The sequence below is a fragment of the Mesorhizobium sp. M0618 genome, from assembly GCF_040320765.1.
Classification (GTDB): domain Bacteria; phylum Pseudomonadota; class Alphaproteobacteria; order Rhizobiales; family Rhizobiaceae; genus Mesorhizobium.
Window position 1 is genome coordinate 65,360 of sequence record NZ_JAMYQH010000008.1, and the last position, 25,262, is coordinate 90,621.

28 protein-coding genes and 1 tRNA gene are annotated in these 25,262 nt (G+C 63.1%); 13 read left to right on the plus strand and 16 right to left on the minus strand.

The genetic code is table 11. The annotated features are described in order from the left end of the window. The 6 genes from NKJ04_RS11070 to kdpA form a co-directional block, all read right to left on the minus strand. Window positions 1–693, minus strand: a complete 693-nt coding sequence (locus tag NKJ04_RS11070) for a response regulator transcription factor (RefSeq protein WP_023810134.1) — start codon at window positions 691–693, stop codon at window positions 1–3. Beyond that, window positions 690–3,425 carry a DUF4118 domain-containing protein gene (locus NKJ04_RS11075; protein ID WP_352674891.1) on the minus strand — a complete coding sequence of 912 codons (2,736 nt, stop codon included), beginning with the start codon at window positions 3,423–3,425 and terminating at the stop codon, window positions 690–692. The genes NKJ04_RS11070 and NKJ04_RS11075 overlap by 4 nt, the downstream gene beginning before the upstream one ends. A 54-nt stretch (window positions 3,426–3,479) precedes the next feature. Continuing rightward, complete coding sequence (gene kdpC, locus NKJ04_RS11080; protein WP_352674893.1) at window positions 3,480–4,046, minus strand: potassium-transporting ATPase subunit KdpC; 567 nt, start codon at window positions 4,044–4,046, stop codon at window positions 3,480–3,482. Between the two features lie 74 nt (window positions 4,047–4,120). Beyond that, a complete protein-coding gene (gene kdpB, locus NKJ04_RS11085; protein ID WP_352674896.1) occupies window positions 4,121–6,214 on the minus strand; it encodes a potassium-transporting ATPase subunit KdpB in 2,094 nt (697 codons plus the stop codon). Continuing rightward, a complete protein-coding gene (locus NKJ04_RS11090; RefSeq protein WP_127290650.1) occupies window positions 6,211–6,426 on the minus strand; it encodes a hypothetical protein in 216 nt (71 codons plus the stop codon). Before NKJ04_RS11090 ends, kdpB begins: the two co-directional genes overlap by 4 nt. A 7-nt stretch (window positions 6,427–6,433) precedes the next feature. After that, window positions 6,434–8,137, minus strand: a complete 1,704-nt coding sequence (gene kdpA / locus NKJ04_RS11095) for a potassium-transporting ATPase subunit KdpA (RefSeq protein WP_352674898.1) — start codon at window positions 8,135–8,137, stop codon at window positions 6,434–6,436. 15 nt (window positions 8,138–8,152) lie between these two features. Between kdpA and NKJ04_RS33655 the strand changes: the two genes are divergently transcribed. Continuing rightward, the gene (locus NKJ04_RS33655) at window positions 8,153–8,524 is read left to right on the plus strand and encodes a hypothetical protein (RefSeq protein ID WP_502897899.1); all 372 of its coding nucleotides are present in this window, start codon (window positions 8,153–8,155) and stop codon (window positions 8,522–8,524) included. A 175-nt stretch (window positions 8,525–8,699) separates the two neighbouring features. Here the strand turns inward: NKJ04_RS33655 and NKJ04_RS11105 are convergent, their stop codons facing one another. The 5 genes from NKJ04_RS11105 to NKJ04_RS11125 form a co-directional block, all read right to left on the minus strand. After that, window positions 8,700–9,002, minus strand: a complete 303-nt coding sequence (locus NKJ04_RS11105) for a DUF982 domain-containing protein (RefSeq protein WP_023810142.1) — start codon at window positions 9,000–9,002, stop codon at window positions 8,700–8,702. 258 nt (window positions 9,003–9,260) lie between these two features. Next, window positions 9,261–9,485 (minus strand): alkylphosphonate utilization protein, encoded by a 225-nt coding sequence (locus tag NKJ04_RS11110; RefSeq protein ID WP_023810143.1) that lies wholly within the window; start codon window positions 9,483–9,485, stop codon window positions 9,261–9,263. Between the two features lie 241 nt (window positions 9,486–9,726). Then, window positions 9,727–9,960 (minus strand): hypothetical protein, encoded by a 234-nt coding sequence (locus NKJ04_RS11115; protein ID WP_352674901.1) that lies wholly within the window; start codon window positions 9,958–9,960, stop codon window positions 9,727–9,729. 21 nt (window positions 9,961–9,981) lie between these two features. Further along, window positions 9,982–10,266, minus strand: a complete 285-nt coding sequence (locus tag NKJ04_RS11120; protein ID WP_352554199.1) for an alcohol dehydrogenase catalytic domain-containing protein — start codon at window positions 10,264–10,266, stop codon at window positions 9,982–9,984. 112 nt (window positions 10,267–10,378) lie between these two features. Further along, a tRNA-Ser gene (locus tag NKJ04_RS11125) sits at window positions 10,379–10,468 on the minus strand. Window positions 10,469–10,827: 359 nt separating this feature from the next. Between NKJ04_RS11125 and NKJ04_RS11130 the strand changes: the two genes are divergently transcribed. The 5 genes from NKJ04_RS11130 to NKJ04_RS11150 all read left to right on the plus strand — a co-directional run bounded on the left by NKJ04_RS11130 (window position 10,828) and on the right by NKJ04_RS11150 (window position 14,707). Then, window positions 10,828–11,532: a hypothetical protein gene (locus tag NKJ04_RS11130; RefSeq protein ID WP_023810165.1), complete on the plus strand. Its 705-nt coding sequence runs from the start codon at window positions 10,828–10,830 to the stop codon at window positions 11,530–11,532. A 309-nt stretch (window positions 11,533–11,841) separates the two neighbouring features. Further along, window positions 11,842–12,165, plus strand: coding sequence for a hypothetical protein (locus NKJ04_RS11135; RefSeq protein ID WP_127290698.1), 324 nt, complete (start codon window positions 11,842–11,844; stop codon window positions 12,163–12,165). A gap of 101 nt (window positions 12,166–12,266) precedes the next feature. Beyond that, window positions 12,267–12,932, plus strand: coding sequence for a peptide-methionine (S)-S-oxide reductase MsrA (gene msrA, locus NKJ04_RS11140; protein WP_352674903.1), 666 nt, complete (start codon window positions 12,267–12,269; stop codon window positions 12,930–12,932). Window positions 12,933–13,139: 207 nt separating this feature from the next. Then, window positions 13,140–14,129, plus strand: a complete 990-nt coding sequence (locus NKJ04_RS11145; RefSeq protein WP_352674905.1) for a BMP family lipoprotein — start codon at window positions 13,140–13,142, stop codon at window positions 14,127–14,129. 116 nt (window positions 14,130–14,245) lie between these two features. After that, on the plus strand, window positions 14,246–14,707 hold the full coding sequence (locus NKJ04_RS11150) for a GNAT family N-acetyltransferase (protein WP_128303186.1): 462 nt from the start codon (window positions 14,246–14,248) through the stop codon (window positions 14,705–14,707). On the opposite strand, the gene NKJ04_RS11155 is transcribed toward NKJ04_RS11150, so the two are convergent. Together NKJ04_RS11155 and NKJ04_RS11160 are read right to left on the minus strand one after the other, a co-directional pair. Continuing rightward, window positions 14,702–15,109 carry a hypothetical protein gene (locus NKJ04_RS11155; RefSeq protein WP_352674907.1) on the minus strand — a complete coding sequence of 136 codons (408 nt, stop codon included), beginning with the start codon at window positions 15,107–15,109 and terminating at the stop codon, window positions 14,702–14,704. The genes NKJ04_RS11150 and NKJ04_RS11155 overlap by 6 nt on opposite strands. A 22-nt stretch (window positions 15,110–15,131) precedes the next feature. Continuing rightward, window positions 15,132–15,338: a SlyX family protein gene (locus NKJ04_RS11160; protein ID WP_206517192.1), complete on the minus strand. Its 207-nt coding sequence runs from the start codon at window positions 15,336–15,338 to the stop codon at window positions 15,132–15,134. Between the two features lie 229 nt (window positions 15,339–15,567). On the opposite strand from NKJ04_RS11160, the gene NKJ04_RS11165 reads away from it, so the two are divergent. Genes NKJ04_RS11165 through deoA form a run of 6 tightly spaced genes read left to right on the plus strand, consistent with a single transcriptional unit; the run spans window position 15,568 to window position 21,817 of the window. Beyond that, entirely contained in the window at window positions 15,568–17,100 is a 1,533-nt protein-coding gene (locus NKJ04_RS11165) for an ABC transporter ATP-binding protein (protein WP_128303187.1), read from the plus strand. Next, window positions 17,097–18,236: an ABC transporter permease gene (locus NKJ04_RS11170; protein WP_127266923.1), complete on the plus strand. Its 1,140-nt coding sequence runs from the start codon at window positions 17,097–17,099 to the stop codon at window positions 18,234–18,236. Before NKJ04_RS11165 ends, NKJ04_RS11170 begins: the two co-directional genes overlap by 4 nt. 1 nt (window position 18,237) lies before the next feature. Then, the gene (locus NKJ04_RS11175) at window positions 18,238–19,209 is read left to right on the plus strand and encodes an ABC transporter permease (protein WP_023812576.1); all 972 of its coding nucleotides are present in this window, start codon (window positions 18,238–18,240) and stop codon (window positions 19,207–19,209) included. Window positions 19,210–19,265: 56 nt separating this feature from the next. Next, the gene (cdd, locus tag NKJ04_RS11180) at window positions 19,266–19,658 is read left to right on the plus strand and encodes a cytidine deaminase (protein WP_023812575.1); all 393 of its coding nucleotides are present in this window, start codon (window positions 19,266–19,268) and stop codon (window positions 19,656–19,658) included. Window positions 19,659–19,688: 30 nt separating this feature from the next. After that, window positions 19,689–20,498 (plus strand): purine-nucleoside phosphorylase, encoded by an 810-nt coding sequence (locus NKJ04_RS11185; protein WP_352674909.1) that lies wholly within the window; start codon window positions 19,689–19,691, stop codon window positions 20,496–20,498. Beyond that, entirely contained in the window at window positions 20,498–21,817 is a 1,320-nt protein-coding gene (deoA, locus tag NKJ04_RS11190; protein WP_352674910.1) for a thymidine phosphorylase, read from the plus strand. Before NKJ04_RS11185 ends, deoA begins: the two co-directional genes overlap by 1 nt. Window positions 21,818–21,900: 83 nt before the next feature. Here the strand turns inward: deoA and NKJ04_RS11195 are convergent, their stop codons facing one another. From NKJ04_RS11195 to NKJ04_RS11205, 3 genes are all read right to left on the minus strand, one after another. Beyond that, a complete protein-coding gene (locus NKJ04_RS11195) occupies window positions 21,901–22,464 on the minus strand; it encodes a TIGR02281 family clan AA aspartic protease (RefSeq protein WP_352674912.1) in 564 nt (187 codons plus the stop codon). 95 nt (window positions 22,465–22,559) lie between these two features. Then, window positions 22,560–23,189 (minus strand): uracil phosphoribosyltransferase, encoded by a 630-nt coding sequence (upp, locus tag NKJ04_RS11200; protein ID WP_013529626.1) that lies wholly within the window; start codon window positions 23,187–23,189, stop codon window positions 22,560–22,562. A 146-nt stretch (window positions 23,190–23,335) separates the two neighbouring features. After that, a complete protein-coding gene (locus NKJ04_RS11205) occupies window positions 23,336–24,310 on the minus strand; it encodes an adenosine deaminase (RefSeq protein WP_352674914.1) in 975 nt (324 codons plus the stop codon). A gap of 134 nt (window positions 24,311–24,444) precedes the next feature. Here NKJ04_RS11205 and ubiE point away from each other — a divergent pair, with 134 nt between their 5' ends. Continuing rightward, window positions 24,445–25,221: a bifunctional demethylmenaquinone methyltransferase/2-methoxy-6-polyprenyl-1,4-benzoquinol methylase UbiE gene (gene ubiE / locus NKJ04_RS11210; RefSeq protein WP_127328341.1), complete on the plus strand. Its 777-nt coding sequence runs from the start codon at window positions 24,445–24,447 to the stop codon at window positions 25,219–25,221. The last annotated feature ends 41 nt before the right edge of the window (window positions 25,222–25,262 follow it).

Sequence of the window (25,262 nt, forward strand, 5' to 3'; positions counted from 1 at the left end):
TCACTCGACCTCGCGCAGGCGGTAGCCAACGCCGGTCTCGGTGGTGATGTAGCGCGGCTGGTCGGGGCTCTTCTCGATCTTCTGCCTGAGCTGCCGCACATAGACCCTGAGATACTGCACGTCCGTCGAGTCGCCCCAGACCTGCTTCAACAGGAAATGATGGGTCAGCACCTTGCCGGCGTGCTGCACCAGCATGCGCAGGATGTCGTATTCCTTCGGCGAGAGCTTTACCTCCTTGCCCTCGACCTTGACGATGCGCTTGACCAGATCGACGCTGAGATCGCCGGTCTGGAAAATCGGCTTCTCGCCCTGCTGCTGGAACTTGTGGCGGAGCGCCACGCGAATGCGCGCCACCAGCTCATTCATGCCGAAAGGCTTGGTGACATAGTCGTCGGCGCCGAGTTCCAGGGCCTGGACGATGCCGGCCTCGTCGGTCCGGCTGGACAGGATGACCACTGGAATGTCGAGACCATCGTCGCGCCATTTGCGCAGCAGTTCATGGCCGCTCATGCCGGGCAGCCCAAGGTCGAGCAGGACGAGGTCCGGCTTCTCCGCCTCCATCAGCTCGATCGCCACCTTCGCGTTCGGCGCCTCGCTGACCGCATAACCTTGGCTGCCGAGCCCGACGCGCAGCAGCTTGCGGATCGGCGGCTCGTCATCGACGACCAATATTCTGACGTTCGAGTTTGTCATGCCAGGTCACCCACATCGTGGTCGTCGGTATTCGAAGCGTCGAAATTGGGCGGATTTGCCGGCCTGGGCATTTTGATGGTGAACACCGCGCCCGAACCGTCGGTCCGGTTTGCCGCCATGATCGTGCCACCCATCGCTTCGACGAAGCCGCGGCAGATCGACAGGCCGAGCCCCGTACCGGCGCGGATCTGGTCGCCCTTGCGCACTCGATAGAACGTGTCGAAAATCCGTTCCAGATCGCCGGGAGGAATGCCTGGCCCTTCATCCATGATTTGCAGCAGGACGGAGCCATTGTCGGTCCAACCCTGCATGCGAATCGTCGAGCCTGCCGGGGCATATTTCGCCGCATTGTCGAGAAGATTGAACAACGCTTGCTCGAACAGCACCGGGTCGACCTTCAACATCGGCAAATCCTTGGGGATGTCGGTCTCGATCTTGTGCTCGCCAATGATTTTCCTGGCCCTTTGCAAGGCGGAGCCGACGATGTCGCCGACATAGTGAAAGGCGTAGTTCGGCTCCATCGCGCCGGACTCGATCTTGGTCATGTCGAGCAGATTGGCGATGAAGCGGTTCAACCGCTCGGATTCGTCCAGCACCGTCGACAGCAGTTCGGCCCGGTCCGGTTCGGGAAGCGCGACTGAAAAATCCCGCAGCGTGCCAGCCGCGCCCATGATGGCAGCGAGCGGCGTTTTCAGATCATGGGAAATGGAGGTGAGCAGCGCCGAGCGCAGCCTGTCCGCCTCGGCCGCGAGCTTGGCACGGTCGACGTCGGCAACCAATTGAATACGTTCGATGGCGACCGCCGCCTGGTCGGCCAGTGCGTCAAGCAGCCGCTGCTGCTCGGGCGTCAGCAGCGGACCCTGCTTGTCGTTGTCCAGGCCGACGACCCCGATGGCCGTGCGCCCCGTCCGCAAGGGCAAATAGAGGCGCTTGGCGCCTGGAAGCGTGTCGGCGCCGCGACCCGCGGCACGATTGTGCTCCCAGGCCCAGCGGGCGGCGGCGATGTCGGCTTCGGCCAGCGTGTCGTCGGGCGGATAGCCGGCCTTGACGGTGATGGTCCCGTCTTCCGGCAAAAGCAGCACCACCCGCAGCTTCAGCATCGAGGCGATCTGGAAGGCCGTGGCCCAAAGGACGTCGTCGAGCGTGCCGGCGCCGGCGAGCTTCTTTGAAAAGAGGTAGATGTCTTCCGTGGCCCGCGCCCGCGAGCGGGCGGCGACCGCCTGGCGCTGCACGCGCGCCGTCAGATTGCTGGCGATGACCGCAACGACGAGAAAGACGCCAAGCGCGACGATGCTCTCCGGATCCCGGATCGTCAGCGTATAACGAGGCTCCAGGAAGAAATAATTGAAAGCAAGGGCGCTGGCGAAACAAGCGTACAGAGCCGGCCACAGACCGCCGGTTACCGCCGATGCCAGTACGCCGATGAGAAGAATGATCGCCAGGTTGCGAACGTCGAGAAACTGGTCGAGAACGACGGCGAAGGCGAGCGAACCGATGACAAAGGCCGTGGCCTTGAGATAGGGCCAGATCTCGAACTGCCACTGCTCGTCCGCCGCCTTGACACTCCTCGACGTCACCTCGGCGTTGCGTTCGGTTCCTGAAATGACATGGACGCTGATGTCACCGGCGTTGCGGATGAGATCGTAGGTGAGCGAGCCTTCGATCAATTCCCGCCAGCGCGACCGGGTCGGCCTGCCGACCACGATATGGGTGAAATTGTTCGCCGTCGCATGGCGAACAATGTCCTGCGCGATGTTCTGACCGGGAATGGTGGTCACCTCGGCGCCGAGCTGTTCGGCAAGCCGCAGGTTCGTAGCGAGCCGATCCTTGTCCGCTTCGGGCATGCTGGCCGAGCGAGGGCTGTCGACATGCAGCGCCGTCCACGGGGCACGGAGCCGGTCGGCCAACCTGCGCGCGTAGCGAATACGCGCCGCCCCGCCCGGACGCGCGTCGACGCAGACGAGTACCCTTTCCCCCGCAGCCCACGGTCCAGGAATGGCGTGGGCCTGCATATGGATCAGCAACTGGTCGTCGACGCGCTGCGCGGTGCGGCGCAGCGCCAGCTCCCTGAGCGCCGTCAGATTGCCCGGCGAGAAATAGTTCTCGATCGCGCGCTGCGCGGTGTTGGGGAAATAGACCTTGCCTTCCTCGAGCCGCTTGATCAGGTCGTCGGGAGTGAGATCGATGATCTCGACATCGTCGGCCTGGTCGATGACGGAATCGGGAACCGTCTCGCGAACCCTGACCTTGGTGATCTGGGCGACAACGTCGTTCAGGCTTTCGACATGCTGGATGTTGAGCGTCGTGTAGACGTCGATGCCGTGCGTCAGGATTTCCTGGACGTCGAGATAGCGCTTGGGATGGCGGCTGCCGGGCGCATTGGTGTGGGCGAGTTCGTCGACAAGAACCAGCGCCGGGCGCCGGGCGAGGATGGCGTCGATGTCCATCTCGTCGAGGATGCGCCCCTTGTAGTCGACCTTGCGGCGGGCAATGACCTCATAACCCTCGACCAGGGCCAGTGTCTCCTTGCGCCCATGCGTCTCGACGACACCGATCACCACATCCACGCCGTCGGTCAGCCTGGCGCGGCCCGACATCAGCATCTCATAGGTCTTGCCTACGCCGGGAGCGGCACCCAGGAATATCCGCAGCCGGCCGCGACCTTCCCGCTCGGCATGGTCAAGCAGTGCGTCGGGAGAAGGTCTGGCGTCGTTGTTTCTGTCGTCCGGCATCGGGACCGATCATGGATGGCGCCGGAGATACTGTCGATCCCCAGCCCGCACCATTCACTGTTTCGCGGCGTCCAGCGCAAGGTTGAGACCGAGCACATTGACCACCGGTTCGCCCATGAAGCCGAGTTCCCTGCCCTCGACCTGACTGTCGACAAGCGCCTTGACCTTGGCTTCATCGATCCCCCTGGCCTTGGCCACCCTGGCGACCTGGAAGTAGGCTGCTTCGGGACTGATATCGGGATCGAGGCCACTGCCGGACGTCGTCACCAGGTCCATCGGGACGGGCTGGTTCGGATTCTCCGCCTTCAGTCTTTCCGCATCGCCCTTGATGCGGTCGATCAGCTTGGGATTGGTCGGGCCGAGATTGCTGCCGCTCGAGGCGGCGGCGTTGTAGCCGTCGCCGGCGGCCGAGGGGCGGCCATGGAAATACTTGTCGCTGGCAAAGCCCTGGCCGATCAGTTCGGAGCCGATAACCTTGCCATCCTTCTCGATCAGGCTGCCATTGGCCTGGCGCGGGAAGATCGCCTGGGCGATGCCGGTCATGCCCAAGGGATAGATCAGGCCGGTCAGGACCGTGAAGAAGACGATCATGATGATCGCGGGTCTTAGCTGGGTGAGCATGGAGATGTTCCTCAAAGCAATTCCAGGAAAAGTGTGAAGCGGTTTTCCGTCCGGAATTGCGTTAAAACAAAGAGTTAAGCGAGGCCAAGCGCGGTGACGATCATGTCGATCGCCTTGATGCCGACGAACGGCACGATGAGGCCACCGAGGCCGTAGACGAGAAGATTGCGGCTGAGCAGCGCGCCGGCGCCAATGGCGCGGTATTTGACGCCCTTCAGCGACAGCGGGATCAGCGCGATGATGATCAGTGCGTTGAAGATGATGGCCGACAGGATGGCGCTTTGCGGCGTCGCCAGATGCATGACGTTGAGTGCCTGCAGCGGGCCGGTCGTCTGTCCCGGTGCGACGTAGAAGACGGCGAACATCGCCGGAATGATGGCGAAATACTTGGCCACGTCGTTGGCGATCGAGAAGGTCGTCAGCGAACCTCGCGTCATCAAGAGCGCCTTGCCGATCTCGACGATCTCGATGAGCTTGGTCGGATCGCTGTCGAGATCGATCATGTTGCCGGCCTCGCGGGCGGCAACCGTGCCGGTGTTCATGGCGACACCGACATCGGCTTGTGCGAGGGCTGGCGCATCGTTGGTGCCGTCGCCGCACATGGCCACCAGCTTGCCCTTGGCCTGTTCGTCGCGGATCAGCTTGAGCTTGTCCTCCGGCGTGGCCTGGGCGAGGAAGTCGTCGACGCCGGCTTCCGCGGCGATGGCTGCTGCCGTCATCGGATTGTCGCCGGTGATCATCACCGTGCGGATGCCCATGCGGCGCAGTTCGGTGAAGCGCTCCCTGATGCCGCCCTTGACGATGTCCTTGAGGTGGACGACGCCGAGCAGGCGGCCGTCGCGTTCGACCGCCAGCGGCGTGCCGCCGGACTTGGCGATCTCGTCGGCGATGGCCTGGAGATCCCTGACGGTATCGCTGCCGGGCCGCGTGGCGTGGGCTGCGACCGTCGACTGGTTGACATGGGCAAGCACGGAATCGACGGCGCCCTTGCGCACCGACGAACCATCGATGTCGACGCCGCTCATACGGGTTTGCGCGGTGAAGGGCACGAAGGTTGCGTGCAGCGTTGCCATGTCGCGGGCGCGGATGGCGTATTTTTCCTTGGCCAGCACGACGATCGAGCGGCCTTCCGGCGTTTCGTCGGCGAGCGAGGCAAGCTGAGCCGCGTCGGCCAGCTCCTGTTCGGTGACACCCTTAACCGGGCGAAACTGCGTCGCCTGGCGGTTACCGAGCGTGATCGTGCCGGTCTTGTCGAGCAGCAGCGTGTCGACGTCGCCTGCGGCTTCCACGGCGCGGCCCGACATGGCCAGCACGTTGAATCGCACCAGACGGTCCATACCGGCGATGCCGATGGCCGAAAGCAGCGCGCCGATCGTGGTCGGGATCAAGGTGACGAACAGCGCCACCAGAACGGTCACCGAGATATAGCCGCCCGAGTAGGAGGCAAAACTCGGGATCGTCGCGGTGGCCAGCACGAAGATCAGCGTCATGCCGACGAGCAGGATGTTGAGCGCGATCTCGTTCGGCGTCTTCTGGCGCTCGGCACCTTCGACCAGTGAGATCATGCGGTCGAGGAAGGTATGGCCGGAGGCGGCGGTGATGCGGACGCGGACCCAGTCGGACAGCACCTGGGTGCCACCGGTGACCGCCGAACGGTCGCCACCGGATTCGCGAATGACCGGCGCGGATTCGCCCGTGATCGCAGCCTCGTTGACCGAAGCAACGCCTTCGATCACTTCGCCGTCGGACGGGATGATGTCGCCGGCCTCGACCAGCACGGCATCGCCGACCTTGAGGCTGGTGCCGGGCACGAGTTTGTATTTGGTGCGGTCTTCACCGGTCAAAAGCTTGGCCTGGGTCTCGGTGCGTGCCTTGCGCAGCGAATCCGCCTGCGCCTTGCCGCGGCCTTCTGCGACCGCTTCGGCGAAGTTGGCGAACAGCACGGTAAACCAAAGCCAGATGATGATCTGCAGCGTGAAGCCGAGATTGCCGCCTCCGGTGACCAGGTCCTTGACGAACAGCACCGTGGTGAGCGCCGAGACGACGGCAACGACGAACATCACCGGGTTCCTGGCCAGCGTGCGCGGATCGAGCTTGCGGAAGGCGCCGCCAATGGCGGGAACCAAGATGCGGGCATCCATGATGCTGGCTGATTTCGAGTTGCTCATTTTGAAGCTCCGGCTTCGGTGTTGTTGGACGGCACCCGATGATTGGATGCCGAAAGGAAATGCGGCGGCCCGTAGGCCAGCAGCCAGAGGACGAGCATGACTGCCGCAAGGCCGAGAAACGTCGACAGGGTCGGGAAAGGAGGAGGTCTCTCCTCCTTTCCGTGATCGTCCCTGTGGCCGACCTTGCGGCGCATGGCATTGAACCAGGACATGACGGTCTCAGAAGGTCTGCCCGTGAGCCATCGCCAGGTGCTCGATGATCGGCCCGACGGCGAGCGCCGGGAAGAAGGTGAGGCCACCGACGATCAGGATGACGCCGACCAGCAGCCCGACGAACAGCGGGCCATCGGTCGGGAAGGTGCCGGCGGAAGCCGGAACCGTTTTCTTCGGCACCAGCGAGCCGGCAATGGCCAGCGCCGGGATGATGACCAGGAAGCGGCCCATCAGCATGCCGATGCCGATCGTGATGTTGTACCAGGGCGTGTTGCCGCTGAGGCCGCCAAAGGCCGAACCGTTGTTGGCCGCCGCCGAAGTGTAGGCATACAGAACCTCGGAGAAGCCGTGCGGGCCGGCATTGCCCATCGACGCCACGCCGGTCGGCAGCACGACGGCGATGGCCGTGAAGATCAGCATCGCCAGCGGCAGGCATAGTATGGCCAACATAGCCATCTTGACCTCCTTGGCCTCGATCTTCTTGCCGAGATATTCGGGCGTGCGGCCGACCATCAGGCCGGCAATGAAGACGGCAACGACGATGTACATCAGGATGCCGTAGAGACCCGCGCCGACACCGCCGACGATGACTTCGCCAAGCTGCATGTTGATGATCGGGATCATGCCGCCGAGCGCGGTGAACGAGCCGTGCATGGCGTTCACCGCGCCGCAGGAAGCGGCCGTGGTGATGACGGCAAACAGCGCCGACAGGGCGGTGCCGAAACGCGTCTCCTTGCCCTCCATGTTGCCGCCGTCGATGCCCAGCGCATGCACCAGCGGGTTGCCGGCGGCTTCCGCCCAATAGCAGATGGCGACACCGGCGATGAACATGACGCCCATGGCCGAGAGGATCGCCCAGCCCTGGCGCTGGTTGCCGATCATGCGGCCGAAGACATTGGTCAAGGCGGCGCCGATGGCGAAGATCGACACCATCTGGATCAGGTTGGAGATCGCGTCGGGGTTCTCGAACGGGTGCGCGGCATTGGCGTTGAAGAAACCACCGCCATTGGTGCCGAGCATCTTGATGGCCACCTGCGAAGCGACCGGGCCGACGGCGATGGTCTGTTGCGCGCCTTCCAGCGTCGTGGCGTTGACGTAGGCGCCGAGCGTCTGCGGCATGCCGAGCCAGACATAGACCAGCGTCAGCACGATGCAGAACGGCAGAAGCAGATAGAGTGTGGAGCGGGTCATATCGACCCAGAAATTGCCGATCGACTTGCCGGAGGCCCGTGCAAAGCCGCGGATCAGCGCGATGGCGATGGCAATGCCGGTGGCCGCCGAAACGAAGTTCTGCACCGTCAGCCCGGCCATCTGCACGAGATAGGACATCGTGCTCTCGCCACCATAGTTCTGCCAGTTGGTGTTGGTCATGAAGCTGGCGGCGGTGTCGAAGGCCAGCCCTGGTTCAACCGCTGTCATGCCGGCAGGATTGTAAGGCAGGCTGCCCTGCAGACGCTGCAGGGCATAAAGCACCAGGAAGCCGGCGAGGTTGAAGAGCAGCAGGGCGACCGCGTAGGTGGTCCAGTGCTGTTCCTCGCGTTCGCTGGTTCCGCAGATACGATAAAGCCCGCGCTCAAGCGGGCGAAGGACCGGCGAAAGCAGCGTGCGGTCGCCGTTGAAGACGCGGTGCATGTAGCCGCCGAGCGGCTTCACCAGCAATATGACGATCCCGCAATAGACCAGGATCTGTATCCAACCGTTCAGTGTCATGGCTGTGGGCTTTCCGTGCCTTCAGAAGCGTTCTGGACGAACGAGGGCGTATGTCAGGTAGGCGAGCAGGAACAGCGTAACGCCGCCACCGAGAATATAGTCGATGATCATTTTTTCAGCCTCGCTCTAGAGCGCGTCACAAGCTTTGATGTAGGCGAAACAAAAGGCGAAGAACAAAATTCCGATCCCGATAACGGCTATATCCATTGTGTTTATTCCTTTTGTTCTTTTGCACTTTGCGAATTCGACAAGAGAGTTCGCAATATATCGGAAGTGGCCCGTCGCATCTTTGGCGACGGAACCGGTTGTGTTTCTGAAAGGAATATGGACCCGATCGCCATAAAGGTTCGAGACAGGGCGCAGTGGAAAGAAATAGGAATGTCATAAAGATTTTTGCGCGGGCTCTTCCCAACACTCCACCCAGGCATTGTCGCCCAAGGCACACGGCCAACCACAGGATTGCGATTTCCTTGCGAGCTGCCGGAAACGGGAAAGCCCGGCTGGGGGCCAGCCGGGCTTTCTATGGTGGTATGGCTTCAGCCGCCACGGGGAACATCAATCTTCAGGCGGCGTAGCCGCCATAACCACGCGCAACGGCGTGCACGCCCGCCACCGGCTCGAGGTCCGGCCACAGGATGCCCGCGGCTTGCGCGAATTCGAGCAACGCCCGGCGCGCCTGCTCGACGCTCACATAACCTGGAACGGCCAGATCACATGCCTTCACCGCATTTCGGTAGAGCGGGCCGCGGCGGGAGGTGGTCCAATTGGTGAGGAAATCGTGCATTTCGGCCAGCGAGGCAATCTCGCGCTTGAAGCCGAGGCCGACCGACAGTGCGACCGGTGAATGAAACAGCTTGTCGTGCATGAAGCGGGCTCCTGGTTTTTTCGCGCGCTTGGAGAGATATCCGGGCGGGTCCGCGAACGGGACGCCGTGAAACGCGCGGAGCGGCAGGAGGTTCCAGACTTAGGTCTTGGCGGTTTTTTTGTGCCTGGTCGGCGAAATCATCAATTTTACAGCGCAACTGTCGGGTGCCGGACGCTCAACGGCTCCGCGACCCACTTGGCGACGGCAGGCTTTCCGGAATCCCGAAGGAGCCATCGAGATCGCTTGCCGCCTTGAGGCTTACGCCTTCTTCACGAACTCCGTCTTGAGCACCAGGCCTTTCACTTGCTTGGTGTTGCATTCGATCTCGCCGGGATTGCCGTTCAGCCGGATGGCCTTCACCAACGTGCCGCGCTTGATCGTCTCCGAAGTGCCTTTGACTTTGAGGTCTTTGATCAGCGTGACGGAATCGCCGTCATTCAATTGAGCGCCATTGCTGTCGCGCACGAGTACATCGTTCGGCATGCCATCTCCTGTGATTTGGATCCCACTACCAGATCAGGTGAGAATCCCAAAACCGATGACGACCGGCAACCGTCAAGATTGCAGGCGGCCATCTGGTGGGCGGCGTGGAACATGTGCGACGAGAAGGCGCGCAGCGCATAAACTCTAAGCCTTCGACGCCCTTATGGTGGATGAAACGCTTGCGCGGAAAGGTCCGGCATCGTCTGCAGGTACCGCTGCCAGATCTGATCCATGACCGTGGTCAGCGTGGCGCATCGAAGCCGGCGCCGCCGACAACCTCCTCGATCTCCGCCACCATGCGTGAATCCATCGCATCGTTCACGGGGCTTTCCAGACGCTCGATCTGTCGCCGTTCTGTTACGAGCGCATAGAGCGCAACGAGCCGTTCCTCGAGGAAGCGGTGATCTAGGGCGAGATGATCGACCGTTTTGCTGCCATTCTCCGGTATTCGGCCCTGTTCAGAATATGACAGCACCGGGGCAACACTATCACACCTTCAGCACAAGCGCCCTGGTTGTCCTCCTGGCCTCGAGATCGCGATGAGCGTCGGCAGCCTGCGCCAGTAGGCGCCGACCGGCGGGCATGCATAGGCAATGCGGTCGCCGACTGAAAAGCCTGAAACCTCCGGGCCGGCCGCTGCGATGAGACCGGCGGCTTCCATGCCCGGAACGCCTGGCGGCTGCAGGAGGTCGAAATAGCCGGTCCTGCAATAGACGTCGATGAAATTGACCCCAATGATTGTGTGACGGATCTGGACCTCGCCACGCGATGGCGGCGCCAAGCCGATCTCCGCAAGCTGCAGAACGTCGGGTCCTCCGTGGCGCTCGGCGAGGATTGCCTTGGTCCGTGTGCCCTGGGCGCCGGCTCCAGGCAACTCCGGCTGGGGTGCAAATTGGCGGAGAGAGCGGGATTCGAACCCGCGTTACGGTCTCCCGTAAACACACTTTCCAGGCGTGCGCCTTCAACCACTCGGCCACCTCTCCGTCCATGCATGTCGCGTCGGCCGGTTTCGCCGTGCGGGTTGGGGAGATGCACCTCCCTTGGGGCTGAGGCGTGGAAATCCGCGCCGGCGCCGCCAACCAGCGAACGCCCTTCCCCGCACCTGAGCCGAAGCAACAGGCGCGGGGCTCATCTAGTCGATCCGGCGCCGAATGCCAAGCCATAACGGCAGTCTATTCGCTTTGCCGGCCACACAGTGTTTCACAAGGCGGCCGGCATGCCCGTTTTTACAGGCGCCGCCGCTGCAATGGTGTGCACAGGCAGGACCGCGGGGCCGGCCGCCCTTGACTTCCCCCGGAGTTGCCTGTCGGGTGCCGAGGCTTTGCGGGGGCATTGTGCGGACATGACATCGAGCAATGGACAGACGCCAGTCAGGCGGCCGGACAGCGGGCTGTCCTTCGTGCCGGTGGGCTGGCTTGTCTTCGTCATGGCGTGGTCGGTCTACGGCCTGATCTCCGTCTGGCCCGCGGTCGGCGCCACCGGCCTGCCAGACAGCGTGTTTTACCTTATCTATGGCGGGCTCGTCATCGATATCGTCACCATCCTGTGGGGGCTTTACCTGCTCGGCCTCGCCTTCGGCCGCTCGGCCCGCTTCCCGCGACGGTTCATCATCTGGCAGGTCGCCACAATCGTCTGGCTGGTGACCTGGCAGGCCTGTGCACTGACGATTTCGGATTTCGTCTTTTCGGGCCAGGCGCTTGCCATCATGGCTGCTCAAATCGCCATCGGCGTTCTCTGCATCTATCTGCTGCGCCGTGGATCCGAAGCCGATGCCGTTTATGTCAATCCGGAAACCGAAAGCCCATCGGCCTTCGTCTCGGTCATCGCCGCGCTGCTCGGCATCGTCCTGGGCGCGGTCATCGGCGCCGTGGGCGGATTCGCCATCGGCTCGGTGATCGCTGATGCCACCGAGATGAGCTGTTTCGAGGGCGCCTGCGGCTATTTTGCCGTGTTCACCGGCCTGGCCGGCCTCGTGATCGGCGCCATTGGCGGCGGCATTTTCGCCGTCTGGCTTGTCCATCGGCGCAAAAGGAAGCCGGCCGTATAATTCGCGCAGAGCAAGGAATCCGGGTTCACCCGGTCTTTAAAGACTTCGCCGGCACGTCGGTTTGCAAGGCACCAAACGCAAAAACCCGCCTGTGCGGCGGGTCGTCGGCGCAAGTCAGCACCATACCGAAATTGTTAGCATAGCTGCCCTCACATGTCAATGAAAAGCCACCCGGCCGACGGTCGTGTGGGCTTCTGTTGACCTGAGTTTGGAGTCTGCAAATTCGCGTATGGCGATTGCGATCCAGCCATGCGCATTCTATCTCTGAAAGGCCCCTCGGGAGGGGGACCAGCCCGGAGGAGGGTTCTGATGTTTCGCTTCGTCTTTCGTCTTGCCGCAATGATCGCGCTGTCGATTTCCGTCATCATGGCGGTGCTCGACGCGACACGCACCGTGGCGGCCTCCGTTCTGGTGCTGACCCCGCTCAACACCAGTTGGCTGGCGGTCTCCCCTGACACGCGGGCCGCCTTCGAAACCTTCATCCGAACCAAGGCCAGCCCGCTGCTGTGGGACGGCGCCATCGCCTGGGTGCTGAACCAGCCGGGCTTCGCCGTATTCGCGGTGCTGGCTTTCCTGCTCTATGCGATAGGCTACAGGCGGCCACCGCGTGCTGGGCAGTTCGCCGCCACCTAGAGCATCGGACCCAAAAGCGGTTGCCGGTTTTGGGAAATCCGATGCTCAAACAAAGCCGCCGTCATGCGGCATCTTACGTTTCACCCGGAGAGGAGCCGCGCATGTTCTTTCTCAGCGACATGCTGAACAAGAAGCTCAATATGCCGAAGCCCTCCGAGGCCCTGCCGGGCCGCGCCAGGGCGATCCCGACCGCATCCAGACACAAGGTCTTGAAAAGACCGCTCAAGGGTCCTTATCCCGAGAGGCTGGAGACGGCGATGTTCGGACTGGGCTGCTTCTGGGGTGCGGAGCGGCTGTTCTGGCAGATCGAAGGCGTCTGGGTCACCGCGGCTGGCTATGCCGGCGGCTTCACCCCCAATCCGACCTATCAGGAGACCTGCACCGGGCTTACCGGTCATGCCGAAGTGGTGCTGGTGGTCCATGACCCCGAGATCGTCTCCTATGCTGGGCTTCTGAAGCTGTTCTGGGAAAGCCACGACCCCACGCAAGGCATGCGCCAGGGCAATGATGTCGGCACCGCCTATCGCTCCGCGATCTACACGAGCGACGAGGCGCAATTGTCGGCGGCGAGCGCCTCGCGCGATGCGTATGAGACCTCGCTGCGCGCTGCCGGCCACGGCAGGATCACCACCGAGATCGCGCCGGCGGCCGAATTCTACTTCGCAGAATCCGATCACCAGCAATATCTGGCGAAGAATCCTTACGGCACGTGCAACCTCAAAGGCACTGGCGTCGCTTGCGCCATCCCTCCCGCCGCCTCCGCCTGACACTTGGCGCAAGGACAAGCTGCGGTGCGGCTTGCCCGCACCAAGCTTTTCCAAAAGGTCAAAATTCCGCGTGAATTTTGTTTCGGGCCATGCCAGATTGCCGCCGAGCGGGAGGGAGTACACTCCTGGCTGACGTCGTATGCCTGCCGGAGAACCGGGCCGGCATCCGGCGCGTAACGGAAAAATAACCGACAGGGTGTGGATCACATGAAACGTATCGTTCTCGGCCTCCTGGCCGCAACCGCAATGGTTCTTCCGGCTTTCGCCGCGGATGTCCAGCCGGCCATCCTCTATGATCTCGGCGGCAAATTCGACAAATCCTTCAACGAGGCTGCCTACAACGGCGCCGAGAAATTCAAGACGGAAACCGGCACGGCCTACGTCGAATTCGAGGTCTCCAATGCCTCGCAGCGTGAGCAGGCGCTGCGCCGCTTCGCCGAGGACGGCCGCAACCCGATCGTTATGGCGGGCTTTGCCTGGACGGACGCGCTGGCCAAGGTCGCCGCCGAATACCCCGACCTGAACTTCGCCATCATCGACGACCAGGTCGATCTGCCGAACGTGCGGTCGCTGAAGTTCAAGGAACAGGAGGGCTCCTACCTCGTCGGCATCCTGGCGGCGATGGCCTCTAAGTCCAAGAAGGTCTCCTTCGTTGGCGGCATGGATATCCCGCTGATCCGCAAGTTCGAATGCGGCTATGTCGGCGGCGCCAAGTCGGCTGGTGCGACTGATGTCATCCAGAACATGACCGGCGACACGCCAGCTGCCTGGAACGATCCGGCCAAGGGCGGCGAGATCGCCAAGACGCAGATCGACCAGGGCTCCGACGTGATCTACGCCGCGGCAGGCGGCACCGGCGTCGGCGTGTTGCAGGCGGCGGCAGATGCCGGCAAGCTCGGCATCGGCGTCGATTCCAACCAGAACGGCCTGCAGCCGGGCAAGGTGCTGACCTCGATGCTGAAGCGCGTCGACGTCGCCGTCTACACCGCCTTCATGGACGGCAAGAACGGCACCTTCAAAGGCGGAGTCGAGAATCTGGGCCTCAAGGAAGGCGGCGTCGACTACGCCATGGACGACAACAACAAGGCGCTGGTGACGGAAGAGATGAAGGCGGCCGTCGAAAAAGCCAAGGCCGACATCATTGCCGGCAAGGTCGAAGTACACGACTATACGGCTGACAACGCTTGCCCCTATTGAGCGGCACGAACACACAGCCATGATCTGCAAACCGCCGGGCGCCAGCCCGGCGGTTTTGCCTTATACGGGTTCGAGCGAAACCTTCGCTCCGTGCCGGACACCGTTTGGGGATACGGATGCAGCCGACGATCGAACCCATGGGCGAGCACGACATAGCAGCTGTCGCGCAACTGCGCCTGGCTGCCTTTTTCGCGGGAACCGGAAGGACCCTCGGTGAAGATGCGGCAGGGCTTCGCGACTTGATCGCCGGTGACGGCTTCGAGGCGGCATTCGTGGCCCGGATCGGCGACACCCCGGTCGGGACATGCCTGCTGGTCCGCCACGAACTGGAGCCCGCACATGATCTGACGCCATGGCTGGCCGGGTTGGTTGTCGATGCAAGGTATCGACGCCGAGGCATCGCCACCGCGCTGGTCAAGGCAACGGAAGCCCATGCGGCGTCACGGGGCGTCGAGATGCTCCATCTCTACACGTGGGATGCGCGTGATTTCTACGCGGCTCTCGGCTGGAATACCGTTGAGATAAGCGGCTCGGACGGCGAGAAGATGGCGCTGATGTCGCGCCGGCCCCGCCTATAGCAGCTTCGCGACGACACAGCCCAGCGCGAACGCCACCATCAGCCCGGCGGCAACGAAAACTCCGCGCCGGCCGCCAAGCGCGTGCACGCCAATGCCGTATGGTGGCCGGGACAGGCTTCGGATCACCGTGCGCGGTTTGACCTCATTGCCGCCGAGCTCGACGCTGCGCATCTGAGGTAACTCGGCTAGGCGTTGGGTAACCAGTTCCCAATGCCTGCCAGGCAGCAGGCCGCGTTTTCCGTAACGGTCGAAGAAATACATCTGCTCGGCAAGTCGCACGACCGCGTCGCGGAAGGCGGGATCGACCTCCAGGTCACGTTCGGCCCGTTCGCGGTCTTTGTCGTTCATAAGACCGAGCACATAGTCGCCGGCCCGCGCGATGCGATCGTTTTCACTGACCACGGCGTGCACCTTCCCTTTTTCCTCACCAGTGCGGCGGCTTGGTTACCGGCACTTCATCTCCTGTCTGCTCCTCCAGCGCCAGGAAGCGATCCGTCAGCGCGTCGAGCTTGCGCTGCATGCGCTCGATCACTTTCCACTGCTCGGCGATCTGGCCGGACAGTTCCTCGATGATCTTCTCCTGCTCGGCGGCGCGTATTTCCAGCGTCGTCAGCCGGTCAGCGGGCGTGATCATGTGAATTCCCCAGTCTCATCGCGATGTCGTTGACCGCGATGTCTTGCGCCGTAATGCGAATTCCGGCGCCGTCATACTAGCGAATGTGAAGGCCCCGGCCACGTTGCAAATTGACAAGCGCACCGGGATTTGTCGAGAGTGAACCGGCTCCGGCAATTGGCACGGGCGGAGCGTCATGCTAGGCGTTTTGACCAAGCGATAAAAAAATAAGAGTGGGACAGGCTGCATGGCGCAAGCCGCAATCGAGTTGATCGGCATCAACAAGAGTTTTGGTGCGGTGCGCGCCAACCGGGACATCAATCTTGAGATCGGTCGCGGCACGATCCACGGCATTGTCGGCGAGAACGGAGCTGGCAAGTCGACGCTGATGTCGATCCTCTACGGCTTCTACCAGGCCGACAGCGGCGAGATCCGCGTTGGCGGCCAGCCGGCCTCGATCAAAACCCCCAATGACGCCATCGCGCTCGGCATCGGCATGGTGCATCAGCACTTTATGCTGGTCGACAATTTCACGGTGCTGGAGAACGTCATCCTCGGCGCCGAAAGCGATGCGCTGCTGAAGAAGAGCATCGCCAAGGCGCGCTCCGAACTGGAGCGGCTGGAGCGTGAATACGGGCTGGAAGTCGATCCCGATGCAATCATCGAGGAACTGCCGGTCGGCCTGCAGCAGCGGGTGGAGATCCTGAAAGCACTCTATCGCGGCGCCGAGATCCTGATCCTCGACGAGCCTACGGGCGTGCTGACACCGGCCGAGGCCGACCATCTGTTCCGCATCCTCGGGCAGTTGAAAGACCAGGGCAAGACGGTGGTGCTGATCACCCACAAATTGCGCGAGATCATGGCCATCACCGACACCGTGTCGGTGATGCGCCAGGGCACGATGGTGGCGACGCGCGAGACCAGGAAGACCACGGTCGAGGAACTGGCCGAGCTGATGGTCGGGCGGCGCGTGCTCTTGCGGGTCGAGAAGGGCGAGGCCGAGGCCGGCGCCGTCAAGCTCGCGGTCAAGAACCTGACGGTGAAGGATACGCGCGGCGTCACCATGGTCGACGACATCTCCTTCGATATCAGGGCCGGCGAGATCGTCGGCATCGCCGGTGTTGCCGGCAACGGACAATCCGAACTGCTCGAGGCGATTTCCGGCATCAGGCGTGCCGTGTCCGGCTCGGTCATGCTCGACGGCAAGCCGATCGACCTGACCGGCGCCGCCGACCCCGGCGAACTGCGCGACCGTGGCCTCGCGCATGTGCCGGAGGACCGCCATCACGTCGGGCTGGTGCTGGCCTTCGAGGAGAACGAGAATTCGATCCTCGGCTATCACGATGATCCCCGTTATTTGAAGGGGCCGTTCCTCAACATCGATGCCATCCGCAACGATGCCAGGGACAAGATCGCCAAATACGACATCCGCCCGGCCGACTGCCGGCTGAAGACCGCCAATTTTTCCGGCGGCAACCAGCAGAAGATCGTGCTGGCGCGGGAGATGGAACAGGACCCTGGTGTTCTGATCGTTGGCCAGCCGACACGCGGCGTCGATGTCGGCGCCATCGAATTCATCCACAAGCGCCTGATCGCCATGCGCGACCAGGGCAAGGCGGTGCTGGTGGTGTCGGTCGAGCTTGACGAGATCCGTTCGCTGTCCGACCGTATCCTGGTGATGTTTGCCGGCCGCATCGTCGGCGAGCGCGGCCCCGAAGCGACCGAGGGCGAGCTCGGCCTGCTGATGGCCGGCATCGAGCACCAGGAGGCCGCCGAATGAGCGCGCCTTACGCCAAACTGCCGGCCTGGGCCGACTATGGCCTGATCCCGCTGATCAATCTGTTCGTCGCCTTCGTCGTCGCCGGCTTCGTCGTGCTTCTGGTCGGCGAGAATCCGTTGCGCGCAGCCGTCATCCTGGTCGAAGGCGCCTTCGGCAAAGGCACCGGCATCGCCTTCACCCTCTTTTATGCCACCACCTTCATCTTCACCGGGCTTTCGGTGGCGGTGGCCGCGCATTGCGGCCTGTTCAACATCGGCACCGAGGGGCAGGCCTACATCGCCGGCCTCGGCATCGCCATCGTCTGCCTGAGCTTCGACAGCACACTGCCATGGTGGCTGACCTTCCCGCTGGCGATCATTGCTGCGGCGACGGTCGGCGCATTGTGGGCGCTCATCCCGGCCTATCTGCAGGCCAAGCGTGGCTCGCACATCGTCATCACCACCATCATGTTCAACTTCATCGCCGCCTCGATCATGGTTTACCTGCTGGTCGGCCCGTTGAAGCCAGCCGCCTCGCAAGCGCCGCAGACGCGTAACTTCCTCGCCGGCGCGGAATTGCCCAAGCTCAACTGGATCATCGAGCTGTTCGGCGCCAAGATCCGTTCGGCGCCGCTCAACGTCACCTTCCTGCTGGCGCTGGTCATGGCCTTCCTGGTCTGGCTGCTGATCTGGCGCACCAAGCTCGGCTATGAAATGCGCACCTACGGTCACAGCCCGAAAGCGGCACGCTATGCCGGCATTTCCGAAACCCGCATCATCATCACCGCCATGATGATCTCGGGCGGGCTGGCCGGCATGATGGCGCTCAATCCGGTGATGGGCGATCAGCACAATGTCGCCATCGACTTCGTTTCCGGCGCCGGCTTCGTCGGCATCGCCGTGGCGCTGATGGGCCGCCTGCACCCTGTTGGCATCGTGCTGGCGGCAATCCTGTTCGGCATGCTCTACCAGGGCGGCGCCGAGCTCGCCTTCGAGATGCCGGCAATCAGCCGCGACATGATCGTCATCATTCAAGGCCTGGTGATCCTGTTTGCCGGTGCCCTCGAGCACATGTTCCGGCCCTACATCCAGGCGCTGTTCGCCTCGTTCAGTCCGCGATCGGTTGGCATGGAAGCGGTCAAGGGGAAAGGTGCCTGAGATGGATGTGTTCAACGCGATCATCCAGACATTGGACTCCACCATCCGCCTCTCGGTGCCGCTGCTGCTTGCCTGCCTCGCCGGGCTCTATTCGGAACGCGCCGGCATCTTCGACATCGGCCTCGAAGGCAAGATGCTGGTCGGCGCCTTCGCCGGTGCGGCCGCCGCTTCCGTGTTCCATTCGGCCTTTCTCGGCCTCGGCATGGCCATCCTGATCTCGGTCGCCTTTGCCATGATCCACGGCTTTGCCTCGATCACCCATCGCGGCAACCAGATCGTCTCCGGCGTGGCGATCAACTTCATCGCCGCCGGCTCGACCATCATCCTCGGCCAGGCCTGGTTCCAGCAGGGCGGGCGCACGCCGGCGCTGCAACCGGGCGAGCGCTTCGAGGCCATCACCTTGCCGGGCGCCGAGGCCATCCGCGACGTGCCGGTCATCGGACCGATCTATGCCGAGCTCCTGTCGGGCCACTCGATCCTGGTCTATCTTGCCTTCCTGATGGTGCCGTTCACCTGGTGGGTGCTGTTTCGCACCCGTTTTGGCCTCAGGCTGCGCGCCGTAGGCGAGAACCCGGCCGCCGTCGATACCGCCGGCATATCGGTCGCCTGGCTGCGCTACAGGGCGCTGATCTGCACCGGCATCCTCACCGGCATTGCCGGCGCCTACCTGTCGATGGTGCAAAATGGCGGATTCGTGAAGGACATGACCGCCGGCAAGGGCTATATCGCGCTGGCAGCCCTGATCTTTGCCAAGTGGAAGCCGGTCAACGCCATGTTCGCCTGCCTTCTGTTCGGCTTCCTGGACGCGGCGTCGATCCGCCTGCAGGGGTCACCGCTGCCCATCATCGGCAAGGTGCCGGCACAGTTCATGCAGGCGCTGCCCTACATCCTCACCGTCATCCTGCTCGCCGGCTTCATCGGCAAGGCAATCCCGCCACGCGCCGGCGGCGTGCCTTATGTCAAGGAACGTTGAGCGGCAGGTCGGCTTTGCGCCGGGTTTTGAACACGATCATCGGAGAGAACACCTGAATGTCGCATGATCTGTTCGAGGCCGCCAAGGCCGCCATGGCCAGGGCCTACGCGCCCTATTCCAAGTTTCCGGTCGGCGCAGCCTTGCGCACCGAGGACGGGCGCGTCTTTACCGGCGCCAACATCGAAGTCGCCTCCTATCCGGAAGGCTGGTGCGCCGAGACCACGGCGCTCGGCCACTACATTATGGGCGGCGGCGGCAAGATCGTGGAGATCGCCGTCATCGCCGAACGCATGGCGAAATGCTCGCCTTGCGGCGGCTGCCGGCAGCGGCTGGCCGAATTCTGCCGGCCGGAAACAAAGCTCTATCTCTGCGACAATGCAGGTGTGGCCGAGACCGTGACCATGGGCGACATGCTGCCTTACGGCTTCCGCGGCGATATTTTGAAATGAACAATGGGCTCAAATGAACAGCTGGCAGCGATGACGGAAAAAGCCCTGGATCATCTCGTCGAAAGGCTGGACGGCTTGGCGCCCGCCACCGCACTGGTGCTCGGTTCGGGCCTCGGCGGTCTGGTCGACCAGATCGAGGGCCCGATTCGCATCTCCTATGCCGACCTGCCCGGTTTTCCCAGAAGCGGTGTCACCGGGCACGCCGGCGAAGTGGTGGCAGGGCTGTTTGCCGGCGTGCCGGTGCTGATGCTTTCGGGCCGCGCCCATTACTACGAGCACGGCGTTGCCGCAGCGATGCGGCCGGTGCTGGAAGTGCTTGCCGGCATCGGCATCACGAAGCTGATCCTCACCAATGCCGCCGGCTCGGTCGATCCGGACATGCCGCCGGGCTCGGTGATGCTGATATCGGACCACATCAATTTCTCGGGCACCAACCCGCTGATCGGCGAACCAAGCGACCGGCGTTTCGTCGGCCTGACCGAAGCCTATGATGCCGGCATCCGCCAGGCCATCGAACGGGCGGCAAATGCGACCGGCACCACCCTGCACAAGGGCGTCTATATGTGGTTCTCCGGCCCATGCTTCGAAACGCCGGCCGAGATCCGCATGGCGCGCATCATGGGCGCCAATGCAGTCGGCATGTCGACCGTACCGGAGGTCATTCTCGCCCGCTTCCTCGGACTGCGCGTCGCCGCCTGTTCGGTCATCACCAATTTGGCCGCCGGCATGACCGGGGCCGAGCTTTCGCACCAGGAGACCAAGGACATGGCACCGGTAGGCGGCGCGCGGCTGGCGACGATCCTGCAGCGCGTGTTTCGCGACGGACTGCTGGAGATCTGATGCTTCCCCAGGAAATCATCCGCCGCAAGCGCGATGGCCTCAGGCTGTCGGAAGAGGAGATCGCCGGCTTCGTCGAGGGCGTGACGTCAGGCGCCGTTACCGATGGCCAGGCTGGCGCCTTCGCCATGGCGGTGTTCTTCAACGGCATGAGCCGCGACGAGGCCGTGGCGCTCACGCTGGCGATGCGCGATTCCGGCGACGTGCTCGACTGGTCGGACCTGCCCGGCCCGGTCACCGACAAGCATTCGACCGGCGGCGTTGGCGACAATGTCTCGCTGATGCTGGCGCCGATCGTCGCCGCCTGCGGCGCCTATGTGCCGATGATCTCGGGCCGTGGCCTTGGCCACACCGGCGGCACGCTGGACAAGATGGATGCCATCCCCGGCTACATCAGCCAGCCCGACGTCGCGCTGTTTCGCAAGGCGGTGCTCGAAACAGGCTGTGCCATCATCGGCCAGACCGCCGACCTCGCGCCCGCCGATCGACGGCTCTATGCGATCCGCGACGTCTCCGGCACGGTCGAATCGGTGCCGCTGATCACCGCTTCGATCCTGTCGAAGAAGCTGGCGGCCGGGCTGCAATCGCTGGTGCTCGACGTCAAGGTCGGCAACGGCGCCTTCATGGAAAAATCGCGCGACGCCACCGCACTCGCCAACAGCCTGGTTGAGATCGCCAACGGCGCCGGACTGAAGGCTTCGGCGTTGATCACCGGCATGAACGAGCCGCTGGCGTCGGTCGCCGGCAACGCCGTCGAGGTGCGCAACGCCGTTGATTTCCTCACCGGTCGGTTTCGCGACCGGAGGCTCGAGGATGTGACGCTGGCGCTGGCTGCCGAAATGCTGCAGTCGGCCGGGCTGGTGTCGTCCAACCAGGATGGCATGCGGCGCGCCACCGAAACGCTCGCCAGCGGCCGCGCCGCCGCCACTTTCGCACGCATGGTGGCCGCGCTTGGCGGCCCCGCCGATTTCATCGAGAAACCGGAAAAGTATCTGCCGGCGGCGGCGATCGAATTGGCCGTCAAGGCAACCGCAAACGGCTTCGTCACCGGCATCGCCACCCGCGATATCGGGCTCGCCGTGGTCGGCCTGGGAGGTGGACGCACGCGGCCGGACGACAAGATCGACCCCGCGGTCGGCATCACCAGGCTGTTGCCGGTCGGTGCGGAGGTTGGGGCCGGCGAGCCGCTGGCGCTGGTCCATGCCCGCTCATCGGCCGATGCCGAGAGCGCTGCCGCAACCGTGCTTTCGGCCTATACGGTCGGTGCCTCCAAGCCGCCCGCCGACAAGTCGGTCATCCGGCGGATTCTGCCGCGCGGCTAAAGCAATTCCAGGAAAAGTGTGAAACGGCTTCCCGGGAAAAGCGCATAACGCTTTCCCTTGGAAATTACGGAGAACGAACGGCCTTACTGGACGAGCAGCAGCGTGCCGTTCTCGACCTGGTATTTGTCGAGCCGGTTGAGGAAGCTCATGCCGATCAGATTGGTGCGCAGCGCCCTGTCGTCGAGCACGATGGTCTGGACGTCATTGACCGTGATGTTGCCGATCTGCAGGCGGTCGATCATGGCCACGGCCGCCTTGATGGTGCCGTTGGCGGTGTTGACCTCGCGGTTGAAGTCGGAAGCGTTCAACGACAGGCCGATTCTGCGCGCCGTCGAAATGTTGATGGCGACCAATGTCGCACCTGTGTCGATCATGCCGTCGATCTGACGTCCGTTGAACTTGAAAGCCGATGAGAAATGTCCGCGCTCGTCAGCCGCGACGACCACCTTGCGGCCCATCGGCAGCGGTGCCGCGGGCTTGTTGGGCATCGATGCCAGATTGACGTCTGGTTGGGCTTCGACCGCTTGTTTGCCCGGCACCGCCGACCTCAGCAGGTTTTCGACGAGTTGCGGATTCGACTGATACACAATCGGTATCGAGGCCGATGTACCGGCGAAAACGGCGAGGATCAGAAGTTTGCGCAGCATGGATCGGCCTTTGTGACAGCCGATCCTTATGCCTTGATGATGTTTGCCGGTTTAACGGGCGCCAGAAACCCGCCTTTGCGTAAACAATTGGTAAATTACTTGGTCCCGTACATGCGGTCGCCAGCGTCGCCGAGGCCCGGCATGATGTAGCCCTTCTCGTTGAGCTGGCGGTCGATCGAAGCGGTGAAGACGGGAACGTCCGGATGCGCCTTGATGAAGCGCTCGATGCCTTCAGGCGCCGCCAGCAGGCAAAGGAAACGGATGTTGGTGGCGCCACGCTCTTTCAGCTTGTCGATCGCCGCGATCGCCGAATTGGCGGTGGCCAGCATCGGATCGACGACGATCACCAGCCGGTCGGCGAGATCGCTCGGCGCCTTGAAGAAATATTCGACCGCTTCCAGCGTTTCGTGATCGCGGTAGAGACCGACATGGGCGACGCGCGCCGCCGGTACCAGGTCGAGCAGGCCTTCCAGCAAGCCGTTGCCGGCGCGCAGCACCGAGGCGAAGACCAGTTTCTTGCCCTCCAGCGTCGGCGCTTCCATGGTTTCCATCGGCGTTTCGATGGTCGTCGTCGTCAGTTCGAGGTTGCGGGTGACCTCGTAGCCGAGCAGCAGCGAGATTTCGCGCAGCAGCCGGCGGAAGCCAGCCGTCGAGGTTTCCTTCTTGCGCATGATGGTCAGCTTGTGCTGGACAAGCGGGTGGTCGACGACGGTGACGCCCTGCATGGTGTTCTCCTGATGCCTGCGCCCGAAAATGCGCGCATGGCCCTTTCGGACGCGCCGCGCTTCAAGCTGCCTGGGCGAACCCTAGCGGCAATGCGCCGGCCAAGGAACCGCTTGGCCCGCACCGACCACAGCTTTGTCGGCGGAAATCAGCGCGCCGCGCCGTTCAACCGGGCAAGAAGCGCGGTCTTCGTCTTTCTATCGACGAAAGCGGCTTCGATGGCGGTGCGGGTGACGGCGGCCAGCGCCTTTTCGTTCATCGAGAAATGCTCGGCGGCAATGTCGTATTCGCGCTTCAGCGAGGTCCAGAAATAGGGCGGATCGTCGGAATTGAGCGTCACCTTGCAGCCTGCCGCCTGCAGGGCCGGAAACGGATGATCGGCGAAACTGTCGAACACCTTGAGCGCGATGTTGGAACCGGGGCAGCATTCCAGCACGACGCCCTCGTCGGCGATGCGCCGGACCAGGTCCAGGTTCTCGATGGCGCGCACGCCATGACCGATGCGGGACGGACGGATATGATCGAGCGCCGCCTGGACGGTCTCCCAGCCCGTCAGTTCGCCGGCATGGATGGTGATGCCGAGCCCGGCTTCGCGGGCGATCTCGAAAGCCCTGACATAGTCCTCCATATCGCCGATGCGCTCATCGCCGGCAACGCCGAAACCGGTGACCAGCGGATGCCCGCAGCGCGCCGCGAAGCGCGCCGCCTGCTCGATCGACTCGACGCCGACATGGCGCACGCCGGTAACGATCATGCGGCCCTCGATGCCGGTCTTGGCCTTGGCGCGGGCCATGCCTTCGCCGAGGGCATCGGTATAGGCCTTGGGCGACAGGCCGGCCTTTTTCGCGTGGTCCGGCGAGGTGAACACCTCGGAATAGATGGCGCCATCGCGAGCGAGACTGGTCAGATAGTGGTCGGCCAGCCGCGCATAATCCTCCTCGGTCCGGAACAGATCGGCGGAAAAATCATAAGCCGCCAGGAAGGAGGTGAAATCGTGCCAGACGAAGGAACCGTTCTGGATATAGGGCGAGGTGTCCTTGCCGTATTTCTGCGCCTGGCGGACGACGAGTTCGGGCGCCGCTGCCCCTTCGATGTGGCAGTGCAGTTCCGCTTTCAAAGGCATTCAATCATCCCGTCGGTCCGTCCAGGTCTCGAAAACCCGCCACCTGGAAGCGCGGCTGAACACCGCGCCTTAAACAATAGCGCCCGCACCATCGATCGGCTATGGTCCCGCCGGTTTTATGACGGATCAAAAAAATGTCAGTTGAGAGAACCACGGCCGCGGGCGGCATGGAAACTTCCTATGGTTTCAAGCGTGTAGGGGCTGGCGACAAGCAGTCCCTGGTCAACGATGTTTTCCACAAGGTCGCCAACCGCTACGACCTGATGAACGATCTGATGTCGGCCGGCCTGCACCGGCTGTGGAAGGACGCCATGGTCACCTGGCTCAATCCTCCCAAAAGGATCGGTTGGCGCGTGCTGGACGTTGCCGGCGGCACCGGCGACATCGCCTTCCGCATCGTCGATGCCAGCCACGGCAATGCCCATGCCACCGTGCTCGACATCAATGGCTCGATGCTGGCTGTCGGCCGCGACCGGGCCGAAAAGAAGGGCCTGTCCGGCAACACCGATTTCGTCGAGGCCAACGCCGAGGAACTGCCCTTCCCTGATGCCACATTCGATGCCTACACCATCGCTTTCGGTATCCGCAACGTACCGCGCATCGAGGTGGCCTTGGGCGAAGCGTTTCGCGTGCTGAAGCCCGGCGGGCGCTTCCTGTGCCTGGAGTTTTCCGAGGTCGAGATGCCGCTTCTCGACAAGGCCTACGAAGCCTGGTCGTTCAACGCCATTCCAAAGATCGGCAAGATGGTCACTGGCGACGGCGAACCCTATTCCTATCTGGTCGAATCGATCGCCAGGTTTCCCAATCAGCAGAATTTCGCGACGATGATTTCCCGCGCCGGCTTCGACCGCGTTTCCTTCCGCAACTATTCCGGCGGTATTGCAGCACTTCATTCGGGCTGGAAGCTTTGAGGCCGGGCCGCATTTCTCACAACCGACGCGTGCTATGCCGG